Below are 17671 nucleotides of genomic sequence, written 5' to 3'. Positions count from 1 at the left end.
AACCAAACCCTCAGCAGACCCGGCGGTGACCATGGATGGGTTTACCGGTTATACCACCGCAGTCGAGGAACAACTACCACAAGCAAACAAAGTCATAGACCCCTTTCCATGTAGTGCATCTAGCAGCCGACAAACTCACCAGTTGCCGACAAAGACTCCAACGCGAGACCACCGGGTGTCGCGGACGCAAAGATGACCCACTGTACAAGCACCGGCGCACCCTGTTGACCAGGACGAACTATCTCACCCAGCAACAAAAACAACACTTAGAAATGTTGTGGGCCACCGATGACGACTACGTGGCCCTAGAAGTAACATGGCTGCTCTACCAAGACATGATCGCAGCGTACGCGCATCCGAAGAAAACGGAAGGCAAAAAGCTCATGGAACGCATCATCCACACCCTGCATAAAGGATTACCGAAAAGTTTAGAAGAGCTCGCCCAACTGGGACGCACCCTGTGGCGAAGACGCAAAGATGTGCTTGCCTACTTCGATATCGGTGCATCCAACGGCCCTGTCGAGGCAATCAACGGCAGACTCGAACACCTACGCGGCATCGCCCTAGGATTTAAAAACCTCAACCACTACATCTTGCGGTGCCTAATCCACTCCGGACAACTACAAGACAAAATCAACGCACTCTAAAACCGGAAAGGCCCATAACTACTCAATAAGGAGAGTACCATTTTGCACATTCGAAAAGTAGGCGTCACCATCGCAGGCACCACCATGCTAGCCGGTAGCCTCGCCACCGTTGGTTCGGCACAGGCCACCACTTTTTCACCAGAACGACACGATCACGCATGGTGTATGCAAGAGTTCGGTAAAGATCAAAGTCACATGTGCGACTACTACAACTGGATTGTAGATACTGCGTACGAGCTCAGGTCAGCTGGCCGGTTCGAGGAAGCAGAAGCATATCATGCTCAAGCTAAGGCAACACTCCAAGCTCTTTTTTCTCAAAGGCAGCTCACTAAATTAAGTAATATTCTGAAATAATATGTCGAAACTACATCCGTTCAGTATACGCCATAAAGCGCCCTTATAGGTCTCCCCAACCCTCCGAGGAGAGAACTATAAGGGCGCCTTTAGCGATTCTCTTTTTGCCTTTTATAAGGGAGCATGAAATGGGAATATTTGCCAAAGTATTCCCATTTTATTTTCTTTTATCATGCCCACCACCGAAGCACAGGCGGCTAGAGTTACTGCATCGCTCTTCAGTTAAGCCCCATCAAGCCATGAATCTCTAGAAACTCTAGCGCCTACCCAAGTAAGCGGAATCTACGCTGCCATGACGAGAGCAGGTGGCCTCCCAGCCATCGGGGCGGACCTGCACAACCATGCGGCGTCCACAGATCTGGCAAAAGCGGGGTGCTTCGAGCCCGGCGCGGGCTGATGGGGAGAGCATGATCTCGATGTCGTCGACAAGCTCTTGGCCGGTGTTGGGGTGAAAGCGGGGTGCTTCGTCAGCGAGGAGGGCTTCGAGGAGCTCTGTGGATTGTGCACGTGTGGCCATTAGACGCTCGCGTTCAGGGCTTTGATAGGCAGGCGGAGTTTGCCAAGCATATCGAGGTCTTGTTCCATGGGGCGGCCGAGGGTGGTCAGGTAGTTGCCCACGATCACGGCATTAATACCGCCGAGTAGGCCTTGTTCGGTTCCAAGGTCGCCGAGGGTGAGTTCGCGGCCGCCGGCGAAGCGCAGGATGGTCTTAGGCAGTGCGAGTCGGAATGCTCCGATTGCGCGCAAAGCATCTGCGGTGTCGAGGACTTCGTAGTCGGCGAATGGGGTACCTGGGCGTGGGTCGAGGAAGTTCATGGGAACTTCGGTGGGGTTGAGTTCTGCAAGGTCGCAGGCGAATTCGGCGCGTTGTTCTAGGGTTTCACCCATGCCGATGATGCCACCGGAGCAGACTTCCATTCCGGCTTCGCCGACCATGCGTAGGGTTTCGCGGCGGGATTCCCAGGAGTGAGTGGTCACTACGTTGGGGAAGTAGGAGCGTGCGGTTTCTAGGTTGTGATTGTAGCGGTGTACGCCGGCAGCTTTGAGGCGGTCGACTTGTTCTTGGGTGAGGATGCCGATGGAGGCTGCAACTTCGATGTCGACTTCCGATTTGATGGCGGCGACGGCTTCTTCGAGCTGGCTCATCAGGCGCTCGTCGGGGCCCTTGACGGCTGCCACAATGCAGAATTCGGTGGCACCGGATTTTTGGGTTTGCTTTGCTGCTTCTACAAGGCCGGCGATGTCGAGCCATGCGGAGCGCACGGGGGATTCGAAGAGTCCGGATTGGGAGCAGAAGTGGCAGTCTTCTGGGCAGCCGCCGGTTTTAAGGGAGATGATTCCTTCTACTTCAACTTCTTCGCCACACCATTTGAGGCGTACTTCGTGGGCGAGTTCGAGCAGCTCTGGGATGCGTGCTTCGTCGAGTTGTAGTACTTGGAGGACTTCTTCTTTGTTCAGGCCTTCGCCGTTGTTGAGCACTTTGGTGCGGGCGAGTTCTAGAATGTCAGTCACGTGATGCTCCCATGTTGTGGCAATTGGTAGATATCCAAAAATCCTAGCGATAATCATTGAACGGTGTTTAATCTTGGATGTCAATCACCCCCATTGTCCTTAAAGTGGTGCACATGATGCTTTACGACGACACCCTCGCCCTGCTCACCCAACTCATCCGCAACGCCTGCGTCAACGACCTCACACCGGACTCCGGCCACGAGGAACGCAATGCGGCCACCTTAGAAGAGTTCTTCGCAGGAAGTCCCGTCAACATCCAACGCTTCGAACCCCACCCAGGGCGCGTCAGTCTCGTTGTCACCGTCGCCGGAAGCGACCCTACCGCCGAACCCCTCACCTTCCTAGGCCACACCGATGTGGTGCCCGTCGATACGCAACATTGGAGCGTCCCGCCTTTCGACGCCACTATCATCGATGGCAAACTCTACGGTCGCGGCAGCGTCGACATGCTTTTTATTACTGCCACCATGGCCGCCGTCACCCGCCACGTTGCCCGCACCGGTGGCAACGCCGGCACCCTCTACTTCGCAGCGCTTGCCGACGAAGAAGCCCGCGGTGGCCTCGGCGCAGCTTGGCTAGCCCAACACCACCCCGACGCGTTGAGCTGGAAGAACTGCATCTCTGAAACCGGTGGATCCCACATCCCAGGCTGCAACGGCTCCGACTCCACCATCATCTACGTCGGTGAAAAAGGTGCTGCCCAGCGTCGCCTCCACGTCTATGGCGACGCTGGCCACGGCTCCGCTCCTTATAACAAAGACAGCGCCATCGCCACGATCAGCGAAGTAGCCCGCCGGATCGCCGCCTTTGAGACCGAGGTGAGCACCGACGACATCTGGCACGGCTTTGTCGACGCCTTCCGCTTCGACCCCACTACTACCGCCGCCCTGCGAGACGGTACCGGCTACGAACACCTCGGCGACCTCGCAGCCTTCGGCCACGCCATCTCCCATCTCACCATCGCCCAAACCGTGCTACGCGCAGGTCAAGCCATCAACGTCCTGCCGAGCCACGCCTGGCTCGACATGGACATCCGTACTCTCCCAGGACACGACGACGCATACGTGGACGACCTTCTTACCCAGGCCCTCGGTGATCTCGCACCCCATGTCACCATCGAACACCTCATCTGCGAACCCGCCACCATCTCTCCCACCGACACCCCGCTCTACCGCACGCTAGCAGAAGTCCTCCACGACTCTTTCCCCGACACCACCGTGATCCCCATGATCGCACCCGGCGGCTCTGACCTGCGCTTTGCACGGCGAATGGGCGGAAACGGCTACGGGTTTGCAGTCCATGCACCCAAACGCACCCTAGGGCATGTTCACGGCCAGCTCCACTCCCATGACGAGTACCTCCACCTCGAAGATCTCCGCCTCACTGTTGCCGGATACCAGCAGCTAGTAGAGAAATTTCTGTAGACTGGCCTGCATGGATATTCTCAACAAAGCTAAAGACCTGATCAACAACAACTCCGACAAGGCCAAGGAGGCCGTGAATAAGGCCGGCGACTTTATCGACTCCAAAACCGAAGGCAAGTACGCCGACAAGGTAGACCAAGTACAAGAAGCCGTAAAGAAGAAGATCGACGAGCAGTAGTCGAATCGAATAAAAATCGGCCCACTTGACCCTCACACCGCGTCAGGGTGAATGGTAACTCCCATGGAAGAACACAATCTTCGCACCGTTGGTGAAGTATCAGGCCTCGTCGGTGTAAGCGTGCGTACTCTTCACCATTGGGATGACATCGGATTAGTCAGTCCCCAATGGCGCAGTTGGGCCGATTACCGCCTCTACAACGAGGAGGATGTTGCCCAGATTTATCAGGTCTTGCTCTATCGCGAAACCGGCATGCCGCTCAAAACTATCCGCGACATGATCGAAGGAAACAGCTCTCCCGCGGACCATCTCCAACGCCAGCTGGAGCTTCTGCAACAGCGGAAACATCGTGTGACTTCCATGATCGAATCTGTACATCAACTTTTGGAGGACACCATGAACCACAACGAACCGCTCTCTGCAGACCACACCGCAAAGGTTCTTGGCCGCGAATGGAGCAAGTGGGAGAAGGAAGCCGAGAAGCGTTGGGGCGACACCGAAGACTGGGGCAATCTCCCAACAGCGCTCAGCGCAGATGAGCAAAGATGACTTTGCTGCTCGGCAGATGGTCATACACAAGCTAGACCAACGCCTTGCCCAAGCTTTCGAATCGGGTATGGCCCCTGATTCCCCAGAGGCTCATGCACTCGCTGAGGAACACCGCGCATGTTTATCGCAATGGTTTCCGATTTCACACAGCAAGCATGTGCTGATTGCTCGGGGCTGCACTGCCGATCCGCGCTTTACCGCGCATTATGACAAGTACGCGAAGGGCTTGGCGGTTTGGTTGGAGAAGACTATTCAGAGCAACGCCCAAAGTCACACCCAATAAAAATCGGCCAAGTGGGTTGGACAGCAACATTGTGCCCAACCCACTTGGCCGATTTCATATGCGGCTTAGCCGAAGGTCAGCGAGTAGAAGCTCACGCCTTGAGATGGCTTCACGGTGACGATTCCGTCGAGAGGCTCGTCTTGTTCCACCACGTTGACGGTGCCGTCGGCCACCTTAAATTCCTTGGTGTGGCCATCGGGGTAGGTCACTTCGAGGGTTCCGGTGCCAGAGACAACTGTTTGCACGGTTGCTGCGTGAATGTTCACGGCCAGTGCAGCGTCTTTAACAGGGTTGATGTGGTCGGAGGCAATCTCCCAGGTTCCGCTGAGGGTGTATTGCCCGACCTTTGGTGCGTTGAATTCGAGGGTGCGTTCACCTGGGCCGTAGTTGCTGTTGGTGAAGTAGCGGGCACGCTCGTAGCCGAGGTAGGTTTCGGGGTTGCGACGCTGAGTGAGTTGCGCGTCATGCTTTTCGACGCCCTTTTCTACTGGCTCCGGCAGCGATACTTGGGGGTTTGCTTCACGCAGGAGTTCGCGCACCAGTTGTTCAGTTTCCTTGTACGCACCCTCACCTTCGTGGATGTGACGCACGTTGCCCTGAGCGTCAATCAGGTAACGAGCTGGCCAGTAGCGATTGTTGTACTTCTTCCAAGTGACAAAGTCGTTGTCTTGGGCCACTGGGTAGTTAATACCTTCGCGCTTGGCAGCATCTTTCACATTGGCGAGTTCGTGCTCGAAGCCATACTCGGGGGCGTGTACACCTACGACTTGCAAACCAGCATCGCGGTAGGCGTCGTAAAGCTTGGTGATGTGCTCGCCCGCACGCTGGCAGTTGATGCACGCGTAGGCCCAAAAGTCCACAAGCGTTACCTGGCCACTGTGCGTAGACACAGGCTTATCCGTGTTAAACCAGCCGGTCAGACCCTCAAACTCCGGTGCCTCACCGCAGTCATGCAGCATCGATGGGTCGGCGTCGCGGCACGCAGCCAAGGAGCCACCACCGGAACTCAAAGCACCACGAACCGTGTCATTTTCACTAATCTGCTTTTGCACACCAGCAGTCCAGTCGGGGATCGCACGCTGCACACGCTCAGGAATGTTCAACGCCATAGCCAACGCCAGCGCCAAAATAACCGCACCAACAAGCTTCATGTGCTTACGGATCGCGTCGATCTTCTCACCCATCTTGTTACCCGCCAGCGCAAACACCAGCAGCGGAAGGCTCGCACCTACGGCAAATGCCACGGTGAGCACAACCGTTGGCCAGCCGATGTCACCCGTTGCGCCGGCGACGGTAATAGCAGCCAGAATAGGACCTGCGCAGGGAACATACACTGCACCTAGGGCCAGGCCGATCATAAAGCCACCCTTGTCGCGGGCCTTTTGCTGCAAGAAAGTTGGACGCGGAATGCGACTAAAAGGTTCCTCGACCAGCTCACCCAGCTTAGGGATCATCATGCTCAAACCGACGATCACCAGCAGTCCGATACCCGTCCAACGCAATACGTCTTTAGGTAGACCCAAAGAACTTAAAATCACAGTGCCCAGCAGCGTAATGGTGGCAAAGCTGAGCGCTAGGCCAGCGACCACATGGGTTGGTCTGCGGCCCACCGACACGGCGAGAACCACCGGCAAAACCGGCAAGATACATGGGGATATACCGGTGACAATGCCACCGATTAATCCAATTGTGGCCAATTCAAACATCTGTTACGTACTCCCTCATCGCAGTGGTGGTTAGGTTTTCAACGTTGCTGTGAGTTGATACGGAGCCACCCACCGCTATAGATTGCTCGCAATGCGAAAAACTTTTTTCGCCCAATCGCAATCCGTTTCCCATCGGGGCTCCGAATACCCCTATGAGACACACAGGGAACACCTCTGGTGTCAGCCTTCAAGTAAGCAAGTAATCGTGAAACATAAGGAGTATTCACTCATGCGTATGACCACCAAAGCAGCCCTGACCATGATGTTCGCAGCCGGCGCATTCGGCCTTGCAGCCTGCGGTGATGACGGTGCCTCGGAGAAGATGACCTCCGAGACAAGCACCCAGATGAGCTCCGAGAAGATGACACCTGAATCCGACAAGATGATGGAGTCCGACAAGATGGACGGAAAGATGGATCATGACAAAATGACCCACGACAAAATGGAGCACGACAAGATGACCCACGAGTCTGACGCAATGCAAAAGTAGATTTTTCGCTGGTCGCTGTATGCGGTGTGACCGCTGTAGAGTTATTGGTCATGGATCTCGATGATTTGCTCGTCGCGGTTGCTTCTGGTGACCAAGCGACTTTCGCGCAGCTTTATGACCAGCTCGCGCCCTATGTTTTAGGCCTGAGCACTCAGGTGATTCATGATCGTGCGCAGGCAGAGGAAGTAACCCAGGAGGTTTTTGTCGAGGTGTGGCGCACTGCGCCGAGTTTCGACGCCTCCCGTGGTTCGGCACGGTCGTGGATTTTGCGGTTAGCTCGGTCGCGGGCTATTGATCGCGTTCGTTCTGATATTGCTTCGAAAAAGCGCGATACCACTGATTTTCTCCATAGCGCCACCACATGGTGTGCCGCTGAGGAGGAGGCGGTGGAGTCTTTGGAGTCGCAGCAGGTTCGTGCGCTTGTCGATTCCATTGGCGAGCCACACCGGACGGCCATTATGTTGTCGTATTTTCAAGGTCTTACTCATAGCGAGATTGCAGAGGCCACGGGTGTTCCGTTAGGAACAGCGAAAACACGGCTACGCGACGGCTTGAAAAAACTACGCCAGATTGTTCACCCCCATTTATCTGCGACGGGAGCAGCACGATGAGTAACAACTTCCCCCAAGATATAGAAGATGCTCTCAACGTTTCCCCTGTTCCGCTGACACCACCATCGGCATTGAAGCTCAGCGTTATGGATGCCATCGCAGCTACCCCACAGGAGCAGCCAGCACAGCCGGAACAGGAGCAGTTGGCTACGGTTACGCCGTTGCAACGCCGCCGCCCAGGGCTGATATTTGCGTCGATGGCTGCGTCGGTAGTGTTGCTTGCTGGTGTGGTGACAGCGGTGTATCAGCCGTGGCAGGCTGCGGACCCACATGCTCAGATGGATAGCATTTTGGCCGCCTCTGATGTACGCCAAGCGGATGCCTCGGCGATGGGTGCCACATTGGATATTGTGGTGTCGCAGTCGATGGATTCTGGTGGTGCCATGGTTGATGGTGCTCCTGCGGTTGGGCACGGTATGGGCGCCCAGGTGTGGGCGGTTAAGACGGATGGTTCGATGGAGTCGGCTGGTGTTATTGGCCCGGAGGAACACACGGATGTGTGGATGCCGTTGCCGGGGGATACCCACAAGGTGATGATTACTGAGGAGCCTATGGCTGGTAGTACTTCTCCGCGAGGAAAGGTACTTGCCGAGGTCGTAGTGTAACGTGGCATCATGATCGAGTTTGAGTCGGTGAGTAAGCGCTATGGCAAGCGTGGTGAGAAAGCCGTGGCCGATTTCAGCCTGTTTATCCCAAAGGGCAAGACGACGGTGTTGGTGGGGTCGTCGGGAAGCGGTAAGACCACGCTGTTGCGCATGATTAATCGCATGGTCGAGCCCACCGAGGGCCGTGTGATTGTGCGCGGTAAGGATGTCGCTGAGACGGATCCGGTGCAGTTACGACGTTCCATCGGCTATGTGATTCAAAGCGCTGGGCTGTTGCCGCACCGCACCGTGATTCAAAACATTGCCTTGGTTCCCACGCTCAACAAGGAGCCCAAGGCTGAAATTGAGCGGCGTGTCAAAAAAGCGCTTGCCGACGTCGACTTGGATGCGTCGTTAGCCAACCGCTACCCTGGCGAGCTCTCCGGCGGCCAGCAACAACGCGTCGGTGTGGCGCGGGCGCTGGCCTCCGACCCCGACATCTTGCTCATGGACGAGCCCTTCGGCGCAGTGGATCCCATCGTGCGACGCTCGTTGCAAAAACAACTCATCAACTTGCAATCCCGCCTGCATAAAACGGTGGTCATGGTCACCCACGACATCGACGAGGCCTTCTGCGTAGGCGACCACATCGTGGTGTTAGAAAAGGGCGGCAAGATTGCCCAACAGGGCTCCCCCGCCCACATTTTCGCCCACCCCGCCAACGACTTCGTCGCATCCTTCTTGGGCTCTGACCAGGAAAATCGCAGCCTGCACACCGAACTTATCGACGGCCACACCGTAGTCGTTGACACCTTCGGCAGGCCGCTTGGAACCCTAGGCGATGGTGCCACATGTGGCTAATGCATGCCTGGCCAGAAGTGCTGGATCTACTGCGAGCGCACGTGCTGCTCAGCGTTCCCGCCATCGTGATCAGCGTGCTGGTGGCAGTTCCTGTGGGACTGTTTGCCGCACGCCATCCGCGGGTGGGCAACACGGTGGTGCAGGTGACGTCGTTAGCCTATACGATCCCAGCGCTTCCCATGCTGGTCATCGTGCCTTTTATCGTGGCTGTGCCGCTGCGCTCGCAGATCAATGTGATCATTGCGCTGTGCGTGTACGGCATTGCTTTGATCGTGCGCACCGCCACCGACGCGTTTCGCTCGGTACCGGAGGAAGTCCGCACCGCCGCGGTGGCCCAAGGTATGAGCCCGAGCCAAATCGCATGGAAGGTAGATATGCCGCTGGCAATCCCCGTACTGATTTCTGGCTTGCGCGTGCTGTGTGTTTCCACCGTCGGGCTTGTCACCATCGGCGCGCTGATTGGTGTATCCAGCTTAGGCAGCCTGTTTACCGACGGTTTTCAACGCAACATCACCGCCGAGGTAGTGGTGGGTATCGTGGCCGTTGTACTCCTCGCCGTGCTTTTCGACGTCGCTTGCCTCATTCTGCAACGCCTTTGCACCCCATGGACTCGCCCAGGAAAGGCACGGTAACCCCACATGACTTGGTTTGGTGATCTCCTCTCCTACCTCACCACTGCCGCGCACTGGTGGGGCTCGCAAGGCTTTCTTGCCCGCCTTCTAGAACACGTTGGAATCAGCCTGGCTGCGGTCGCCATTGCTGCGGTACTCGCCCTTCCGGCCGGTGTTCTGATCGGCCATACTGGCCGCGGTGCGGGGCTTGTTGGTGGTGTCAGCGGTGCTGCCCGCGCGCTGCCAACCTTGGGCTTGCTCACGATCTTTGGGCTGGCTTTTGGCATTGGACTTACGGCACCGATGCTGGCACTGATTATTTTGGCGATCCCATCCCTGATGGCTGGTGCTTATTCCGGCGTGGCCGCCGTAGATCGCGCGACCATCGACGCCGCCTACGCCATGGGTTTTACCCACCGCCAAGTAATCAGTTCCATTGAGCTGCCACTATCTGCAGCCGTGCTGGTGGGTGGCATTCGCACCGCAGTGTTGCAAGTGACCGCTACGGCCACACTTGCTGCATATACCGCAGATGTGGGGTTGGGCCGATTTATTTTCCACGGCCTCAAAACGAGGGATTACATCGAGATGTTGGCGGCTTCCGTGCTGGTGATTGCCCTCGCGTTGCTTTTCGACGCTCTACTCGGGGGCGCTCAAAAACTGATCTCTCAACGCACCCGCACCGCTACGCCTGCTCCTTAAGAAGCAAATCGTAGACGGGGTCTACATTGTTGGTGATCTTGCCGCCACGATCATAAAAGCGCAGCACGCGCTTGTATAAAACCCCACGGGTGACGTCGGAATCGTCATCCAATAATTGCACCATCAGGCTTTTGATTTCATTAGGCGGAATGGAAGGGAAAATCCCGCGGACCAATAGAACGAATCACGCATGAGGGAGTGTCCTTGAGATACATGGTAGACATCATGACGCTATTTCGGTTTAGCGAATCCTCCCACACAACACTTCTGGAAAATTCTGGCGCCTTCATGATGGCGACAAAGCGTTCCCTAATTCACCTCCCCATTTTATGCCCTGCCGCGCGTGCATAGACCTCCAACAATCGCCGACCCAGCACTGGCCCCTCGACATCTACGATACGAACGAGAGCCTCACATACTTCAGCGTCTGTGGAAACATCCAGCGCAGGAGCAACACCATGGAACTCGTCGTACGGTATTGTCTCCACAACAACCACCCCAATCATTAAAGAGCACTTTTCCACAGTAAACATTGAATAAAATAAAAGCCCAATGTATCCTCACCACACACTCCCTCCCCTCAATCTGGTGGTTATTTTCCAATTTTTGAGGTTTCTAGAGTCTAAGTGACGCAATAAAAAACGGATTACGCCATCCATTGTTGGAAGCGCAATCCGTAGAAAAATTAATTATTTTTAGTGATCATCCCAGTGGCCGTCATGCAGTGCGTGACGGTGGCCGTCATGAATGTAGTCAACGTGATCGCCGTGAGGAACTGCTACGTGACCACAGTTTGGGCCATGCTGGTGCTCATGGTCAGCGTGGGTGTGATGCTCGGAGGTTTCACACTCATCCCAGTGGCCGTCATGCTCGCGGTGCAGGTGGCCGTCGTGAACATAGTCAACATGGTCGCCGTGAGGAACTGCCACATGGCCACAGTTCGGGCCGTGCTGGTGGGTGTGGTTCTCGTGAACTACGTGGGTCATGATATTGAAACTCCCTTATCTAGATGTGAAAATTTGTTTTTCAACAAGCTCTAAAAATGAAAATACACCGCTGCGCCAATATTTTCAATACATTTTCATTAATGGAAATCATGTGCTTTAGTAGCGCAACAAGGGTGACGTATCACCATGTCACGGAAAGTGAGTAGTTCGTGCCAAATTTAATTATTTCTTATATATCCCACCTGCGGAAACGCCGCACATCCCAAAAAGATTTGGCACGAACTACTCACCACACCACTACCATTGCCACCATGGCACGCCTAGGCGACAAGATCCTGACAGCAACCGCGACTATCATCACCGCAGGCTATCTATTTTTCGCTACTCAGACCCCCTCCGCCCACAACACGGCACACGCAGCCATCTCCATCCTATTTCTGCCTTTTATCTGGCACTGGCGATCCCGCCCCAAACTCAGCTCCGCAGGATTCGTCACACTCCTTGGCGCTTGGGCGGCAGTCTGGTGTCATGCGCTACCAGAAAACATGGGAGTCACCCCGTGGGCAGTCTTAGCACCCATGGCGGTATACGCACCCGCGCGTTATCTTCCCCAGAGAAATTGGGGTCGCATAATCCTGTTGCTCACCTTGGCAGGTTCATTCGTTTCCCCTGCAATGTGGCGACTGGACTCACATCTTCTACTGCACTACCGCGAAGGCATGGAGTTAGTGCTAGCCATCGGGTTCCACTGGGCATTGCTAGGGTGCATTTACGCTGTTGGTGCGCGCTATTTCCTCGCCGATCAAGCACGTGAGACTGCATACCAAACCGCTCGCGAAGAAGAAAAACTGCTGATCGCACGGGAACTTCATGATGTTCTAGCGCACTCCTTAACCCTGATCAAGGTGCAGGCACAGGCAGGCCTATATGGTGGCGACCAACGCGAAGCACTAGAGGAGATCCGTAACGCAGCCAGCACTTCCCTTGAAGAGGTGCGCGGGATTGTGCAGGCACTTCGCGATCCCGCACAATCAGGTGCAATGCAGCCATTGTGTCAGCTCGCCGATCTAGCGGAGATCATTGCCAGCTTTGAACGTGCCGGGTTGAAGATCTTGGCTCACCTTCCCCAGCATTGTCCACCAGTGCCCACCTTGGTGCAGCTTGCTGGTGTCCGCATTGTGTCGGAGGCGCTTACCAATGTGGTGAAACACCAAGGTGTTGGTAGCACGGTGCAGCTCAGTGTGCAGGTAGACGAGCAGCTGCAGATCACCGTCGATTCCCAGGCAACGGCACCGACTGGAGCGTCGACAAGCCCCGGCTCAGGGCTGCTGGGGCTTAACGAACGCGCAACCGCACTCGGCGGTCGTTTTAGTGCCCAAGGAACCGCATCCGATTTTCATGTTTGTGCCACCATTCCCATGCACCAAGAGGACCATTAATGATTCGCATTGTGCTTGCCGACGACCAACCGCCCATCCTCAAAGCGTTCTCCACAATCATCCACTCCCGCGACACCATGCGCGTAGTGGCCACAGCCGCCAACGGCGCCGAAGCCATCAATGCGTGCATGAGCCACAACGTGGATGTTGTAGTCATGGATATCCGCATGCCCGTCATGGATGGCATCACCGCAGCACGCGACATCCTCGCCCAGCACCCTCGCATCCGTATCGTCATGCTCACCACTTTCGACGACCCCACGCTCGTCAGAGAAGCGCTCACCGCCGGAGTGCACGGATTTCTTCTTAAAGACGCCGACCCCGAAATCTTCCTCACCGCAATCGAGTCGATCCACTCAGGGGAATCCGTTCTAGCCAGCGGAGTAACCAAGCAGGTCATTGACACATTCCGCCACGCCTATGGCAGCAACCTCAGCCCCGAGCAGCGCCAAGGACTCAGCCTGATCACCCGGCGCGAAATGGATGTACTACTGCGCGTTGCACAAGGGCTCACCAATGCGGAGATCAGTGCTGACCTTGGGATTGCAGAAACGACCGTAAAAACGCATATAACAGCACTACTAGCAAAGGTGCATGCCCGTGACCGCGTCGCTTTGGTGTTGTTTGCACATAAAGCTGGGCTTCTCCTACCACGGTAGGATCTGCGCTTGTGGTTGCTGGATAACAATCAACAACCATGAGTACAACTATTCGAGTCAATGAAGTCTCTAAAAGCTTCCACGGCCAGCATGTTTTGAACAATGTTTCCTGTGATATTCGCTCTGGGGAAGTCCACGCCCTGTTGGGGCGCAACGGTGCAGGAAAATCCACGTTGTTTTCCATTTTGCTTGGTTTGATCCCCGCCGATTCCGGTGAGGTGACTATCGACATTTCCCAAGTAGGTGCCTCTATTAATGGGCCAGCCTTCTATGGGCATTTGTCAGCGCGTTCCAATGTGCGGGTGCACAGCACGTTGTTGGGGCTGTCAGATTCCGAGGCTGATCGTGTGCTCGACGTGGTGGGACTTTCCGATGTTGGGTCGAAAAAGGCTCGGACTTTTTCTACCGGCATGAAGGCTCGATTAGCACTAGCGCAGGCGATCCTTGGCGACCCCGACATCCTCATCTTGGATGAGCCACAAAATGGTCTTGACCCGCAAGGTATCCGCGACCTGCGCGCACTACTGCGGGCGTGGGCAGCCAGTGGCAAAACTGTGCTCGTGAGCTCCCACCAGCTAGGAGAAGCCACCCAGCTTGCCGACACCGTCACCATCCTCGCCGAAGGCACCATCCGCTACAGCGGCCCCCTCAATCAACTCGCACCCCAAGGCCAACTCGAGCAGGAATTCTTCCGCCTCACCCAACCAGGCGTGCTAGAAACTGGTGACCACCATGAATAGATACCTCGCCTCCGAGTTCATCGCCTCGCGATCCTCGTCAACAGCGTGGCTCACCCTCACTGCACTCCCCTTACTCTTCTTCACCTATACACTCGCCCGCGTTGTCACTGAAGATCCCGACGCCACCGGAATCCTGATGTGGCAAAGCATGTACGCCACAGGTATTGCAGCACCACTGACAGCAATGTTTGCGGCATCCGCAGAGCTACGCGAACACCATGCCCGCATGGGTGGACGGCATTGGCGCGGCCTAAGCATGCGGTCCCTGCGGCTGGCACGCTTTGTTGCAGTGATCGCCTGCGTGGCGGTGTTCCACGTGCTCAACTTTGGCGGTACCTGGCTGCTTGCGGTTCTCGACGGCCGCACGGGTGCCAACCGGATCCTCCTCCTCGGGGTGCTGAGCTGGACCGGTGCCATAGGAGTGGCCGGACTTGCTATGGCCTGCGCAAGAAACACCAACATCGTGATAACACTGGTGGTGTTCTTGGTTTGGCAGTTGGCTGGGACTACTCGCACTATCGTCGAAGGGCCTGTGTGGTGGGCGTTTCCCTTCGCGTGGCCGGTGCGCCTCGTTTTACCAGTGTTACAGGTACACCAAAACGCTGTCCCCCTCGAACCCGATGCCGCCCTACGCCACGAGTCACCATGGCTAGCACTGCTGTTGTGCTTGGTTCTTGCTGTTGCAGGGGCGATCATCGCGGTGGTCACGCCTCAGTACCGCATCGCTTTTCGACGCACCCATCAACACGTAAGTACTGCAGTCCTGCGGGAGGCGTCGACACGCAGACCCGTTGACCGCCCACGCAACGTGCTCCCCGCGCTCCTACCCGTAGCCCTCACCCCCGCCGTGCACAGCTGTATCATATTGTGCACAATTTTAATGCTGTGTGTTGCCATGATCTACCCACCCAGCTACATCCACAGCCTATTCACATTCGCCATACTCCCCATCGGGGCCGGCATACTACCAGCACTCATCTGGCCTACCACCGCCCCCGCATGGAACATCATGCACATAGAAAACCCACACTGCACACCAACATTCCTCAGCATCCATGCACTATGCGTAAGTGCCATGAGCGCCATCGCAGCACTTGCAGGACTCATCTCCGGCAGCCCCTTAAGCACCGAACTGACACGACTCATACTAGCCATCCCAGTAGGATGCATGCTTACCATGATCGCACTGCTGATAGTAACCAGATTCGGCACGGCAACCACTATCATCTGGGCAGTTATCTGGACAATCATCTCCGCCACGCTCGGCGGCGATGTTCTTGCCAACACCCCGCTATGGCTACTCGCGGCAGCAGCCTGGCCAGAAATCGCACACGGCCCTCGCTGGCTCGTGGCCTTCAGCATCGCAGCAATAGCATGCGCGACACTTTATCCGTTATGCGCCCGCACGCTGCGCACCCATCGCAGCGAGTAGCGCTGGGGTGCCGTGGTGAGGGGTGTTTAGCGTCGAAGTGAGTAGTTCGTGCCAAAACTTTTTGGGCCGCGCAGCATTTCCGCAGGTCGGAGACATAAGAAATGGTTTAATTTGGCACGAACTACTCACGGTGACGCGTCAACACGGATTTAATAACACATCACTTTCCATCAGACGATGCACCGTCCCACTTGTTGTTCTCGATCATAATATCCATTGCTTTCATAGCTTTCATCAGAAAGCGAAGAACAAAAACAGTCACTGGCACCACCACGGCTAATGTCACCACACACCCTACGGGGCATGTACGTACTTCGGGTACACGACTCGCATTTGCGTTGTTCAACGCCACAGAACGATCTATCCAGCCCATCGTCTAGGGCCAGCAGCTAGTACTGCTTTATTTCCCTAGACTGCCCAATATGAAAGAGAAAAAACTATCGTCCTTAGTATTCGGAAACGTTATTCTTGAATCTCAGATTTTGGGGACAACCATCCGAATATACGCTGATGACATGCGGTCTTATTCTTTTCGACCTAGCCCTTATGCCTCCCTCTCCGTCCCCTTAAACGAGTTAAAAGGGCAACTTCAGCCTGACCACGCCGAAGCTCTCGCTAAAAAAGTTTTCGATTCTGTAGCTGAAGAGCTAAACAAAAACTACCCAGGTGGTTGTGAGCGCGCAGAAAAAGAACTAAAAGCCTGGCTCATGCGCACTAACTAGTTCACATTGCACGGAAGATGGACTTCTCTAGAGATGCCAAAGCCATGATGCGATCCTGCAAAAATCTCTCCAGAAATTCGGTAATCATGACCGGAAGTAGTTGGCCCACAGATTGCTTCTCCACGGACAAATCCGTAGCCACCCTCGGTAAGGCTCTTAAAGGTTTCGTCTACAGTCTCATAGAAAAATCCAAAATGTTCTTCTTGGAGTCGGATCTTTGCGCTTAGCGGAAGGAACCCAGTTCCAGTGCATCTGACATGCAAGCCATAAGAAATGATTCCCCCAGCTTCTACCTGAGGAGCAGCGAATGTTCCTGTGCATGCCCCTGCATTCACAGAACGAGTAAACACTCCATCATTCGAAGTCTCATCATCAAACGTAAAAGTAAAGCTTTCTCCGGGCTCGACCACGACACGAGACGTTGCGTCCTCTGGTATCGCGTCCGAAGCAGCAGAAGCCAATGGGCAAGAAAAAACAAGGGCTGAAAAAACAGTTGCAACGGCGGCAAAAAATGATCTGATTTTAGTGCTCATAAAATGAGCATGAAAGTAAACAAAGTAATCTGCAGCACTTTTCAGAAACATAGTTAAAGTCATCACACCCGAAAGGCGGACTTTCCTCTTGCGACCACACACCGCCGAGTGTGCAAACTCCGCGCGACAGACCTATCCATGCACGTCATCGCCGCTAAAATCGGGTAGTCGGTCGGCACAGTTCACCGATGCGTCCACGAACAAAAACCCACACCGTAAGACAGTGTTTGAGAGCAAGGCGATTCCGTCGTCTTGGCACGAGACTTTTCACCCGACAATCGTTGATCCGTTCCGACTTCTGGCAAGGTTCACTAAAAGTGCATACGGGGATGCGGACATTTTTGCTACTTAACCCATCCTCGGCCCCAAAAATCAGAAAAAGAAGAAACCGGAGGCCACGCCCTCTTTCGAGTTTGTGACCTCCGGCCGTTGCAGTTCGTGAACTGCTCTTTGTGCCCAGGGGGGGACTTGAACCCCCACGTCCTTGCGAACACTGGCACCTGAAGCCAGCGCGTCTGCCAATTCCGCCACCTGGGCAGGTGGTGAAGCAAATTTTTTGCGACTGCGCTACTATATCACACCATTAAGTTTTTCATACAAATGTCAACGTCAAGCACTGTTTATATATGAGCCGGCACCCTACTCCGCGACAGTAGGTCAATGCGCACAGCTAGGGACATGAACGTT

The 17671-nt window shown here is 55.3% G+C and carries 23 protein-coding genes, 1 tRNA gene and 1 pseudogene; 17 read left to right on the top strand and 8 right to left on the bottom strand.

The window, feature by feature from the left end; translation table 11 throughout:
* Positions 1–25 precede the first annotated feature (25 nt).
* Both ABMV07_RS00420 and ABMV07_RS00415 read left to right on the top strand, forming a co-directional pair.
* A pseudogene (locus tag ABMV07_RS00420) lies at positions 26–647 on the top strand (transposase); the annotation flags it as partial.
* 42 nt (positions 648–689) lie between these two features.
* Positions 690–1001 (top strand): hypothetical protein, encoded by a 312-nt coding sequence (locus ABMV07_RS00415; protein ID WP_088267487.1) that lies wholly within the window; start codon positions 690–692, stop codon positions 999–1001.
* Positions 1002–1257: 256 nt separating this feature from the next.
* On the opposite strand, the gene ABMV07_RS00410 is transcribed toward ABMV07_RS00415, so the two are convergent.
* Positions 1258–1518 carry a hypothetical protein gene (locus ABMV07_RS00410; RefSeq protein ID WP_196981341.1) on the bottom strand — a complete coding sequence of 87 codons (261 nt, stop codon included), beginning with the start codon at positions 1516–1518 and terminating at the stop codon, positions 1258–1260.
* Positions 1518–2513 carry a biotin synthase BioB gene (gene bioB, locus ABMV07_RS00405; protein ID WP_014309011.1) on the bottom strand — a complete coding sequence of 332 codons (996 nt, stop codon included), beginning with the start codon at positions 2511–2513 and terminating at the stop codon, positions 1518–1520. Before bioB ends, ABMV07_RS00410 begins: the two co-directional genes overlap by 1 nt.
* 77 nt (positions 2514–2590) lie before the next feature.
* Between bioB and ABMV07_RS00400 the strand changes: the two genes are divergently transcribed.
* The 4 genes from ABMV07_RS00400 to ABMV07_RS00385 all read left to right on the top strand — a co-directional run bounded on the left by ABMV07_RS00400 (position 2591) and on the right by ABMV07_RS00385 (position 4947).
* Positions 2591–3937, top strand: a complete 1347-nt coding sequence (locus tag ABMV07_RS00400; RefSeq protein ID WP_196977488.1) for a M20/M25/M40 family metallo-hydrolase — start codon at positions 2591–2593, stop codon at positions 3935–3937.
* Positions 3938–3947: 10 nt separating this feature from the next.
* Positions 3948–4115: an antitoxin gene (locus tag ABMV07_RS00395; protein WP_196977487.1), complete on the top strand. Its 168-nt coding sequence runs from the start codon at positions 3948–3950 to the stop codon at positions 4113–4115.
* A gap of 63 nt (positions 4116–4178) precedes the next feature.
* A complete protein-coding gene (locus tag ABMV07_RS00390; RefSeq protein WP_234914667.1) occupies positions 4179–4664 on the top strand; it encodes a MerR family transcriptional regulator in 486 nt (161 codons plus the stop codon).
* Positions 4651–4947 (top strand): TipAS antibiotic-recognition domain-containing protein, encoded by a 297-nt coding sequence (locus ABMV07_RS00385; RefSeq protein ID WP_234915092.1) that lies wholly within the window; start codon positions 4651–4653, stop codon positions 4945–4947. Before ABMV07_RS00390 ends, ABMV07_RS00385 begins: the two co-directional genes overlap by 14 nt.
* Before the next feature lie 65 nt (positions 4948–5012).
* Here the strand turns inward: ABMV07_RS00385 and ABMV07_RS00380 are convergent, their stop codons facing one another.
* Entirely contained in the window at positions 5013–6653 is a 1641-nt protein-coding gene (locus ABMV07_RS00380) for a cytochrome c biogenesis protein DipZ (RefSeq protein ID WP_088267482.1), read from the bottom strand.
* Between the two features lie 229 nt (positions 6654–6882).
* Here ABMV07_RS00380 and ABMV07_RS00375 point away from each other — a divergent pair, with 229 nt between their 5' ends.
* The 6 genes from ABMV07_RS00375 to ABMV07_RS00350 are packed head-to-tail and all read left to right on the top strand — an operon-like array spanning position 6883 to position 10512.
* Positions 6883–7143 (top strand): hypothetical protein, encoded by a 261-nt coding sequence (locus ABMV07_RS00375; RefSeq protein WP_197692833.1) that lies wholly within the window; start codon positions 6883–6885, stop codon positions 7141–7143.
* Between the two features lie 50 nt (positions 7144–7193).
* Positions 7194–7754, top strand: a complete 561-nt coding sequence (locus tag ABMV07_RS00370) for a sigma-70 family RNA polymerase sigma factor (RefSeq protein WP_088267489.1) — start codon at positions 7194–7196, stop codon at positions 7752–7754.
* Entirely contained in the window at positions 7751–8359 is a 609-nt protein-coding gene (locus ABMV07_RS00365; protein ID WP_088267480.1) for an anti-sigma factor, read from the top strand. Before ABMV07_RS00370 ends, ABMV07_RS00365 begins: the two co-directional genes overlap by 4 nt.
* Positions 8360–8368: 9 nt before the next feature.
* Positions 8369–9199, top strand: coding sequence for an ABC transporter ATP-binding protein (locus ABMV07_RS00360; protein WP_088267479.1), 831 nt, complete (start codon positions 8369–8371; stop codon positions 9197–9199).
* Positions 9190–9831, top strand: a complete 642-nt coding sequence (locus ABMV07_RS00355; RefSeq protein ID WP_010934012.1) for an ABC transporter permease — start codon at positions 9190–9192, stop codon at positions 9829–9831. The genes ABMV07_RS00360 and ABMV07_RS00355 overlap by 10 nt, the downstream gene beginning before the upstream one ends.
* 6 nt (positions 9832–9837) lie before the next feature.
* Positions 9838–10512 carry an ABC transporter permease gene (locus ABMV07_RS00350; protein WP_197690310.1) on the top strand — a complete coding sequence of 225 codons (675 nt, stop codon included), beginning with the start codon at positions 9838–9840 and terminating at the stop codon, positions 10510–10512.
* Here ABMV07_RS00350 and ABMV07_RS00345 read toward each other — a convergent pair.
* The 3 genes from ABMV07_RS00345 to ABMV07_RS00335 all read right to left on the bottom strand — a co-directional run bounded on the left by ABMV07_RS00345 (position 10496) and on the right by ABMV07_RS00335 (position 11498).
* A complete protein-coding gene (locus tag ABMV07_RS00345; RefSeq protein ID WP_196977486.1) occupies positions 10496–10636 on the bottom strand; it encodes a hypothetical protein in 141 nt (46 codons plus the stop codon). The two genes, ABMV07_RS00350 and ABMV07_RS00345, sit on opposite strands and share 17 nt — an antisense overlap.
* Before the next feature lie 190 nt (positions 10637–10826).
* Positions 10827–11000: a hypothetical protein gene (locus ABMV07_RS00340; RefSeq protein WP_196981344.1), complete on the bottom strand. Its 174-nt coding sequence runs from the start codon at positions 10998–11000 to the stop codon at positions 10827–10829.
* Between the two features lie 207 nt (positions 11001–11207).
* Complete coding sequence (locus tag ABMV07_RS00335; RefSeq protein ID WP_014307747.1) at positions 11208–11498, bottom strand: hypothetical protein; 291 nt, start codon at positions 11496–11498, stop codon at positions 11208–11210.
* A gap of 170 nt (positions 11499–11668) precedes the next feature.
* Between ABMV07_RS00335 and ABMV07_RS00330 the strand changes: the two genes are divergently transcribed.
* The 5 genes from ABMV07_RS00330 to ABMV07_RS00310 all read left to right on the top strand — a co-directional run bounded on the left by ABMV07_RS00330 (position 11669) and on the right by ABMV07_RS00310 (position 16451).
* On the top strand, positions 11669–12898 hold the full coding sequence (locus ABMV07_RS00330) for a sensor histidine kinase (protein ID WP_374064784.1): 1230 nt from the start codon (positions 11669–11671) through the stop codon (positions 12896–12898).
* A complete protein-coding gene (locus ABMV07_RS00325) occupies positions 12898–13557 on the top strand; it encodes a response regulator (protein WP_374064783.1) in 660 nt (219 codons plus the stop codon). The genes ABMV07_RS00330 and ABMV07_RS00325 overlap by 1 nt, the downstream gene beginning before the upstream one ends.
* Before the next feature lie 38 nt (positions 13558–13595).
* The gene (locus ABMV07_RS00320) at positions 13596–14297 is read left to right on the top strand and encodes an ABC transporter ATP-binding protein (RefSeq protein ID WP_374064782.1); all 702 of its coding nucleotides are present in this window, start codon (positions 13596–13598) and stop codon (positions 14295–14297) included.
* Entirely contained in the window at positions 14290–15729 is a 1440-nt protein-coding gene (locus tag ABMV07_RS00315) for a hypothetical protein (protein WP_374064781.1), read from the top strand. Before ABMV07_RS00320 ends, ABMV07_RS00315 begins: the two co-directional genes overlap by 8 nt.
* A 422-nt stretch (positions 15730–16151) precedes the next feature.
* Positions 16152–16451: a hypothetical protein gene (locus tag ABMV07_RS00310; protein WP_013910511.1), complete on the top strand. Its 300-nt coding sequence runs from the start codon at positions 16152–16154 to the stop codon at positions 16449–16451.
* Here the strand turns inward: ABMV07_RS00310 and ABMV07_RS00305 are convergent.
* Entirely contained in the window at positions 16448–17047 is a 600-nt protein-coding gene (locus tag ABMV07_RS00305; RefSeq protein ID WP_374064995.1) for a hypothetical protein, read from the bottom strand. The genes ABMV07_RS00310 and ABMV07_RS00305 overlap by 4 nt on opposite strands.
* A 390-nt stretch (positions 17048–17437) precedes the next feature.
* Positions 17438–17521 (bottom strand) — tRNA-Leu (locus ABMV07_RS00300).
* Positions 17522–17671: the final 150 nt, after the last annotated feature.

Source organism: Corynebacterium belfantii (assembly GCF_041898185.1).
Lineage (GTDB): Bacteria > Actinomycetota > Actinomycetes > Mycobacteriales > Mycobacteriaceae > Corynebacterium > Corynebacterium belfantii.
This window is presented reverse-complemented; position numbering and strand designations above follow the sequence as displayed.